10 protein-coding genes are annotated in these 7,775 nt (G+C 67.8%); 6 read left to right on the plus strand and 4 right to left on the minus strand.

Annotation, left to right across the window (positions count from 1 at the left end; all coding sequences use genetic code 11):
- Nucleotides 1-569 (minus strand): ArsA-related P-loop ATPase (locus AZH51_RS05315; RefSeq protein ID WP_291522082.1); only part of this gene is annotated, 569 nt, incomplete at its 3' end.
- On the minus strand, nucleotides 569-1,579 hold the full coding sequence (locus AZH51_RS05320; RefSeq protein WP_291522084.1) for an ArsA-related P-loop ATPase: 1,011 nt from the start codon (nucleotides 1,577-1,579) through the stop codon (nucleotides 569-571). The genes AZH51_RS05315 and AZH51_RS05320, both read right to left, overlap by 1 nt.
- A 157-nt stretch (nucleotides 1,580-1,736) precedes the next feature.
- Between AZH51_RS05320 and AZH51_RS05325 the strand changes: the two genes are divergently transcribed.
- From AZH51_RS05325 to AZH51_RS05340, 4 genes are read left to right on the plus strand one after another with little or no spacing between them, the layout of a single operon-like run.
- A complete protein-coding gene (locus tag AZH51_RS05325; RefSeq protein ID WP_291522086.1) occupies nucleotides 1,737-3,029 on the plus strand; it encodes an FAD-binding oxidoreductase in 1,293 nt (430 codons plus the stop codon).
- Nucleotides 3,030-3,072: 43 nt separating this feature from the next.
- Nucleotides 3,073-3,228 (plus strand): hypothetical protein, encoded by a 156-nt coding sequence (locus AZH51_RS05330; RefSeq protein WP_170119925.1) that lies wholly within the window; start codon nucleotides 3,073-3,075, stop codon nucleotides 3,226-3,228.
- Between the two features lie 6 nt (nucleotides 3,229-3,234).
- Complete coding sequence (locus tag AZH51_RS05335; protein WP_291522090.1) at nucleotides 3,235-3,696, plus strand: RidA family protein; 462 nt, start codon at nucleotides 3,235-3,237, stop codon at nucleotides 3,694-3,696.
- Nucleotides 3,686-4,501: an NUDIX domain-containing protein gene (locus tag AZH51_RS05340; RefSeq protein WP_291522092.1), complete on the plus strand. Its 816-nt coding sequence runs from the start codon at nucleotides 3,686-3,688 to the stop codon at nucleotides 4,499-4,501. The genes AZH51_RS05335 and AZH51_RS05340 overlap by 11 nt, the downstream gene beginning before the upstream one ends.
- Before the next feature lie 6 nt (nucleotides 4,502-4,507).
- Here AZH51_RS05340 and AZH51_RS05345 read toward each other — a convergent pair whose 3' ends face one another.
- Nucleotides 4,508-5,368, minus strand: coding sequence for a GH25 family lysozyme (locus AZH51_RS05345; RefSeq protein ID WP_291522094.1), 861 nt, complete (start codon nucleotides 5,366-5,368; stop codon nucleotides 4,508-4,510).
- 97 nt (nucleotides 5,369-5,465) lie between these two features.
- Between AZH51_RS05345 and AZH51_RS05350 the strand changes: the two genes are divergently transcribed.
- Nucleotides 5,466-6,257, plus strand: a complete 792-nt coding sequence (locus tag AZH51_RS05350; RefSeq protein WP_291522096.1) for an MBL fold metallo-hydrolase — start codon at nucleotides 5,466-5,468, stop codon at nucleotides 6,255-6,257.
- Between the two features lie 27 nt (nucleotides 6,258-6,284).
- On the opposite strand, the gene AZH51_RS05355 is transcribed toward AZH51_RS05350, so the two are convergent.
- Entirely contained in the window at nucleotides 6,285-6,962 is a 678-nt protein-coding gene (locus tag AZH51_RS05355) for a Crp/Fnr family transcriptional regulator (RefSeq protein ID WP_291522097.1), read from the minus strand.
- Nucleotides 6,963-7,022: 60 nt separating this feature from the next.
- On the opposite strand from AZH51_RS05355, the gene nth reads away from it, so the two are divergent.
- Nucleotides 7,023-7,775, plus strand: a 753-nt coding sequence (gene nth / locus AZH51_RS05360) for an endonuclease III (protein WP_291522099.1), incomplete at its 3' end; no start/stop codon positions are given.

The raw sequence follows: 7,775 nt of genomic DNA on the forward strand, positions 1-7,775 counted from the left end.
TTGGCCGGTGCCATCAGGATCCGGATGAACCGACCATCGAGGAATGAACTGAGTCGCTTGGGGGCGTCCAAGAAGTCCAGTGCCGACCGCGACGGTGGTGTGTCGACGACGATCAGATCCCAGGCCGCGGCGCCGTCCGGCCCCTTTTCCGCCTGCAACTGGGCCAGGCGCTCCATCGCCATGTACTCCTGCGTTCCGGCGAACGAGCTCGAAACCGCTTGGTAGAAGGGGTTGTCCAGGATCTGCTGGGCCTTTTCCCCGCTGGCGTGCTGCAGGACGACGTCATCGAACGTGCGCTTCATGTCGAGCATCAGCGCGTCCAGGCTGCCCTCGCCCTTGATCGCGGTGACCGGACTGGGGTCGTTGGTCAGGTCACCGACGCCGAGCGCCTGGGCCAACCGTCGGGCCGGGTCGATGGTGAGTACGGCGACCTTCCGTCCCGCTTCTGCGGCCCGGATCGCGAATGCTGCTGCGGTCGTTGTCTTCCCGACTCCGCCGGAGCCGCAGCACACCACGGTCGTCACACTGCGGTCGGCGATCAGGGCATCGACGTCCAACCGTCGCTGCATCAGATGGCTCCGCTCTCACGCAGGACGTCGGCCAGCTCCCGCAGTGCTCCGGCGTCGACCCCACCCGGGACGTCCGGCAGTTCGGTCGTGGGGAGGGCGAGGCCGGCCAGATCCTCGCGCTCGGTGTCCTGCAGCTCCAGACGCTGATCGATGTTGACCGCGGTGTCCAGCAGTCCGTCGACCATGGCGGCGCTGACCCGGACCTTTGCCGCCCGCAGGTCCTCGGCGATCAGATCACGTGTCCTGGCCCGACCGCCGGCAGCGGCGGAACGAACCATGCCGCGTGCGCGATCGCTGAGCAGGGGCTCGCGCACCCGGTTGATCATGAGTTCGCCGACCGGCAGACCGAGCTCGCGCAACTCCGCGACCGCCTCGACCGTCTCCTGGACCGGCATCTCCTCCAGCAGGGCCACGATGTGCACCACGGTCTGGGACGAGTGCAGCAGTTGCATGATCGAGTCGGCCTGGTTGTGCAACGGGCCCATCTTGGCCAGTCCCGCGAACTCGGCGTTCACATTGAGGAACTTCCCGATCCGGCCGGTCGGAGGAGCATCGAGAACTACTGCGTCGTAGGGATATTCGCCCTTGTGCCCACGGCGCTCGTCGCGGCGCCGGACCGCCTCGTACACCTTGCCGATGAGTAGCACGTCGCGCACGCCGGGGGCGATGGTCGTGGCGAAGTCGACGACACCGAAGTGCTCCAACATGCCGCCGGCCCGGCCGAGTTTGTAGAACATCTGCAGGTATTCCAGCAGCGCGGCCTTCGCGTCGACCGACAAACCCGTGATCGAACCGCCGTCCCGTCCGCGAGCCACCTGAGTCTCGTCGGTCGACAACGGCGGCACGTCGAAGGCCTGGCTGATGCCCTGGCGGCCCTCGACCTCGGCGATCAGCACGGTCTTGCCCTGCCCCGCAAGCGCTGTCGCCAGGGCTGCGGCGACGGTGGTCTTGCCAGTCCCGCCCTTGCCCGTGACGATGTGCAGCCGCCGCTGCTCCCACCGCCCAGTCACTCCGGCAGCCTAACCATTTCTTGGTTCGGTTCGCCGCCCGTCGGGGGCGCTGATAGCGTCGGAAGCGTCGCGGAGTGCGCGACGCCGGCGTCGGCGTGAGTTGTGGCGAAGTTGCCGTGGCCGCGTCGGCGAATTCCTTGTGAAGAGGGTGTTATTCGTGTCGCAGGAGCCCGGGACCGTCGCCGGTCCGGCCCTCGCGAAGGGTCAACGTCATGTCGTGGTCATCGGGGCAGGGATGGTCGGTCTGTCGACCGCCTGGTACCTGCAGGAGCACGGCGTCCAGGTCACGGTGGTCGAGCGCTCCGGCGTAGCGGCCGGTAGCTCGTGGGGTAACGCGGGCTGGATCTCGCCCGGTCTGTGCGTGCCGCTGTCCGATCCGTCGATCATCAAGTACGGCGTGAAGGCGCTGCTGGACCCGGACTCCCCGCTCTACGTGCCGCTCAAACCCGACGTTGGTCTGGCGCGCTTCCTGCTCGGCTTCGCGGCCCGCTGCACCCCCGGGCAGTGGAAGAAGACGATGGACAAGTTCGTCCCCGTCAACCGCCAGGCCATCGAGGCGTACGACGAGTTGGAGTCCCACGGGGTCGCGGCCCGCTCGCACGAGGCACCCATCATGGCCGCGTTCCGGCGCGCCCAGGACGCCGCCGGACTGGAACACGAGATCGATCTGATCCACGACGCGGGTCTGGAGTTGGAAGCGACCGAGGTCGACAACGCCACGCTGCGCGCCGAACTGCCGATCGTGTCCGCCGATGTCGAGAAGGCGATCCGGTTGGGCGGACAGCGCTACATCAACCCCGGCGAGTACGTCGCGGCGCTGGCTGAAGCAGTAAAGGAGCGTGGCGGGGAACTGGTCATCGGTTCCAACGCCCGCGCGCTGCGGCACGGTCCCGGTGGCGTCACCGTCGAAATGGTCTCTGGCACACCGATTTCCGGCACCGACGTCGTCATCGCAACCGGTGCCTGGCTGCCCGAGCTGGCCAAACGCTGCGGGGTGAAGGTGCAACTGCGCGCCGGACGTGGGTACAGCTTCTCGGTGGCGGTCACCGATCCGGCGAACCGTCCGGTGCCGTGCCCGGTCTACTTCCCCTACGAGCGGATCGCCTGTACGCCGCTGGGTGACCGGTTGCGGGTCGGCGGCACGATGGAGTTCGCCGACACCGAGGACCCGCTGCAGGAGGGCCGCGTCGACGCCATCGTCAAGGGCGGGCGACCGCTGCTGACCGGTGTTGACTGGGACGACCGTCAGGACACCTGGGTGGGTGGCCGGCCGGTCACCGTCGACGGGCTGCCACTGGTCGGTGCCACTGACGTGCCCGGTGTGTGGGTCAACGGTGGTCACGGCATGTGGGGCATCACGTTGGGACCGTTGTCCGGCAAACTGCTGGCCGAGCAGATGGTCACGGGCCGCACTCCCAGCGAGTTGGTGCCGTTCTCGCCGACGCGCTGATCGGCACAAACCCGGTCGGCCGCACCTCGGTAGAGTCAGGGTCATGACGACCTGGGAATACCTCACCGCACCGGTGCTGATCCACAACACCAAGGCGATCCTCGATCAGTTCGGCGCCGACGGTTGGGAGTTGGTGCAGATCATCGAGGGTCCCGGCGGCGGGCTGGTGGCCTACTTCAAGCGCCCGAAGGGGGCCTGAGCGGATATGTCACTCGTCGAAGATCGCTTGGCCGAGTTGGGCCTGGTCCTGCCTCCCGTCGCGGCTCCGGTCGCGGCGTACGTCCCGGTCGTCCGCAGCGGCAACCTCGTCCTCACGTCCGGACAGTTGCCGCTCGTCGATGGCGCACTGCCAGCCACCGGGAAGGTGGGCGCGGAGGTGTCCGCCGAGGATGCCTACGGCTATGCGCGGACCTGTGCCCTGAACGCGATCGCCGCCGTGAAATCGATCGTCGAGGACCTGGACTCCGTCACCGTCGTCAAGGTGGTCGGCTTCGTGGCCAGCGCGCCGGACTTCACCGGTCAGCCCGGCGTGATCAACGGGGCCAGTGAGTTGCTCGCAAATGCCCTCGGGGACAAGGGTGCTCACGCCCGGTCGGCGGTCGGCGTCGCGGTGCTGCCACTGGACGCCCCGGTCGAGGTCGAGATCATGGTGTCGGTTGACGACTGAGCGGTCCTTCCCGGCTCCGCCGCCTCTCGCGAAGACGCTGGAGCGGTGGGAGGCTGACGGCCGCCCGACCGGGGTGGAGCCCAAACTGGCCTCCACCGTGCTGCTGGTGCGTCCGGACGGCTCGGAAGTGTTCATGATCCGCCGGGTGCCGACGATGGAGTTCGCGCCGTCGATGTGGGTCTTTCCCGGCGGCGGGGTCGATCCGCGGGATGCCGAGGTGTCGGTCGACTGGGTCGGGCCTGATGCTGGGCAATGGGCGGCGCTGCTAGGGGTCTCCGCGGACGTGGCGGTGACCCTGGTGATGGCCGCGCTGCGGGAACTCTTCGAGGAGTGCGGCGTGCTGCTGGTCGGAACCACGGACACGGTGGTGACCGACATCGACGACAGTTGGGCGGCAGACCGGGCCGCGTTGATCGCCCACGAGAAGTCGTTCGCCGAGGTCTTGCACGAGCGCGGCCTGGCGGTGCGTTCCGATCTGCTGTTTGTCCAGGACCACTGGGTCACACCGGGATTCGAGAAACGCCGTTACGACACATTCTTCTTCACGGCGGTGCTGCCCGATGGTCAGGAGCCGGACGATGCGACCACCGAGTCCGCCGCCAGCCAGTGGGTGGAGCCGACGGCGTTGCTCGACGACCACCGCGCCGGGTCGGCCTTGATGCTGCCTCCGACGGTGCTGCAACTGGAGCTGTTGCGCGACGAACCGCACGCGCCGCGACATCACCAGATCCCGATCGCGGTCGAACCCAGCCCGCAGCGTGGCCCCGACGGCTGGCTGCTGGTCACCCGGCTCAATCCACGCTGACCGCGCTCAGAGGTGGTTGCGGGCCAGCACCTTCAACCTCGTGTAGCTGCCGTTGAAGTAGTCCTGGTCGATCGGGGTGTCGGTGTACTGCCAGTAGGTGAACGTCGGCCAACCCCCGGGCAGCGAGGTCAGGTTGGTGGTCCATGCCGCGATCCACAGCGGGTTGGACAACCGGAACGCGGTGGTGTTGCCGGTGCACAACGACCACCAGGGAGAGTTGGTGTAGATCACGACGTCACGGCTGGTGAGCTGCTTGTAGCGGGCCGCGAAGGTGCGGATCCACTGGACCATGGCCGTCTTGGTGAGCCCGTAGCAGGTGGGACCGTAGGGGTTGTTCTCGATGTCCAGCATGCCGGGGAGGGTTTTGCCATCCGCTGACCAACCGCCGCCGTTGGCTACGAAGTACTCGGCCTGGGCTTTGGCGCTGCTCGTGGCCGGATTGGCGAAGTGGTAGGCACCGCGGATGAGTCCCTGCTTGTAGGCGCCGTTGTACTGCGAGGCGAAGTACGGATTGCGCAGGTAGGTTCCCTCGGTCGCCTTGGTGTAAGCCCAGGTGACACCCTTGGCCGCCCAACTCGCCCAGTTCACATTGCCCTGGTAGCGCGACACGTCGATGCCCTTTTGCGCATTCGCCACCAGACGCGGGGCGGCCAGCGTCTTTGCTTGTGGTGCCGTCGTGGTCGGACGGGCCCAGCCGGGATAACCGCCGCCAGCGGTCGTCAGGCCGGCTGTACGCGCCTGGGCATCCAGGGGTCGGTGGGTGGTGGTCCGGACGGTGTCTGCGCGGGCCTGGGTGCCAGCGGCCAGACCGCTGACTGCGCTGCTCAGAACGACTGCACTGGCCAGGGTGCGGGCGACGGTCTTCATGGTCAGTCCTTCGGGCGGCAATGACGACAGGTGACTTAAGTTCACCATGGACATCATTGTCAGCGGGCGGATTGCGCCGGAGCGTTATCGTCGCTGCATGAGCGATGGAACACCGTGGCGGGGCGGTCCGGTCACTGACACCGTGGAGATCGTGCTGTGCAACAACCCCGGGCCGATGAGCCTGGACGGCACGAACACGTATCTGTTGTTCGGTTCACAGGACCGGGCCGTGGTCGTCGATCCCGGCCCGTACGACGAGGAGCACCTGGCCGCCGTCCGTGACGCCGCGGCGGCCCGGGGTGCGAGCGTCGCCCTCACGCTGCTCACCCATCATCACGACGACCACGCCGGTGGGGTCGATCGCTGGGTTGAGATGACCGGCTCGCCGGTCCGCGGTGCCGGCCGGGGCGAGCCCTTCGCCCAGGGTGAGGTGCTGGACGAGCAGGACCTGGGGATCGTCGTACTCCTCACGCCCGGGCACACCAGTGACTCGGTGAGTTTCCTTGTGCCGCAGGAGAATCTGTTGCTCACCGGGGACACAGTGCTCGGTCGTGGCACGACCGTGGTCGCCTTCCCCGATGGCGACCTGGGCGACTATCTGGACTCTCTGGAGAGGTTACGTACGGCGATCGCCGGGCAGGGCGGGACCGTCGCCCTAGCGCCGGCGCACGGCCCGACGCATCCCGATGCGGATGCCGTCATCGCCTCCTACCAGCAGCATCGGCAGGAACGCCTCGACCAGGTGCGGGCAGCGCTGGGGCAGATCGACCCCCAGGACACCGACGCCGCGGATGCTGTCGTGAACACGGTGTACGCGGACGTGCCGGGGCAGGTGCGACCGGCGGCCTACGCCACGGTCCGCGCAACGCTGGACTATTTGAGCCGGTAACCCTGTCGGTCACCGCCGGGCGTAGGGTCAGCGCGCGCGGCGCTGCAGGCGCTCGGTGTCCAGCAGGGTCACGGCCCGGGCCTCGAGCTTGATCCAGCCGCGCGAGGTGAAGTCCGCCAGCGCCTTGTTGACCGTCTCGCGGGAGGCACCGACCAACTGGGCCAGCTCTTCCTGCGTCAGGTCGTGGGCGACCAGGATGCCGTCATCGACCGGCTTGCCGAACCGCTCCGAGAGGTCCAGCAGCGCCTTGGCGACGCGACCCGGGACATCGGTGAAGACCAGATCGCCGAGCGCTTCGTTGGTGCGGCGCAACCGGCGGGCGAGGGTCCCCAGCATGGTCATCGCGACCTCGGGCCGGGTGGACAGGAACGCCGTCATGTCCGGGTGAGCCAGGCCGACCAGTTCCACATCGGAGACCGCGGTGGCGGTCGCTGCGCGCGGACCGGGGTCGAAGAGGCTGAGCTCACCGAGCATCTCACCGGTGCCGAGGATCGCCAGGAGGTTCTCGCGGCCGTCCGAGGAACGCCGGCCCAGCTTCACCTTGCCCTCGGTGATCACATAAAGCGAATCGCCCTGGTCACCCTCGTGGAAGAGCTCCCGACCGCGGGGCACCCGCGCGGGGGTCATCGACTCCAACAAAGCCTGGGCGTCATGGTCGTTGAGGGGTGCGAACAGGGCGGCCTTACGTACGGCTTCGATCTCCACAGGGTTAGTGTGCCATGCAACACAAGAACGCTTTCGCGGCCACACCGAGGACGGCTCCACTTGAAACGGCTGGACATCAGCGCCGAGACCCCGACCGGTCGGGTGCGCCGGGCCCGCAAGACCTATCGGGTGCTGCACGAGGCCTATCCCTACGCGCATTGTGAGCTGGACTTCCAGAACCCCCTTCAACTGCTTGTCGCGACGGTGTTGTCCGCTCAGACCACCGACGTCGGGGTCAACAAGGTGACGCCGGTGCTCTTCGCGCGCTACCCGGACGCAGCGGCGCTCGCCGGGGCCGACCGCACCGAGTTGGAGGAGATCCTGCGGCCGACCGGGTTCTACCGGGTCAAGGCGAATTCGGTGCAGACCCTGGCGCACGCGTTGCTGGAGAACTTCGGCGGTGAGGTCCCCGGCCGGTTGAAAGACCTGGTCACGCTGCCCGGCGTCGGCCGCAAGACCGCGAACGTCGTGCTCGGCAATGCCTTCGGCGTCCCCGGGATCACCGTCGACACCCACTTCGGGCGACTGGTGCGGCGGTTGGGCTGGACCGACGAGACCGATCCGGTGAAGGTCGAGAGCATCATCGGCGCGATGTTCCCGCGCAAGGACTGGACGATGCTCTCGCACGTGCTGATCTTCCACGGCCGCCGGCTGTGCCACGCCAAGAAACCCGCGTGCGGAGTCTGCCCGGTCGCCCAGTGGTGCCCGTCGTACGGCGAGGGCGAGCTTGATGCGACCAAGGCCCGCAAGCTGCTCAAGTTCGAACTCGCGCCAGGGGCCGCCGGTGCGCCGTCCGGGACGTTCGTCGGACTG

Origin of the sequence: Branchiibius sp. NY16-3462-2, assembly GCF_001594145.1 — a bacterium.
GTDB lineage: Bacteria > Actinomycetota > Actinomycetes > Actinomycetales > Dermatophilaceae > Branchiibius.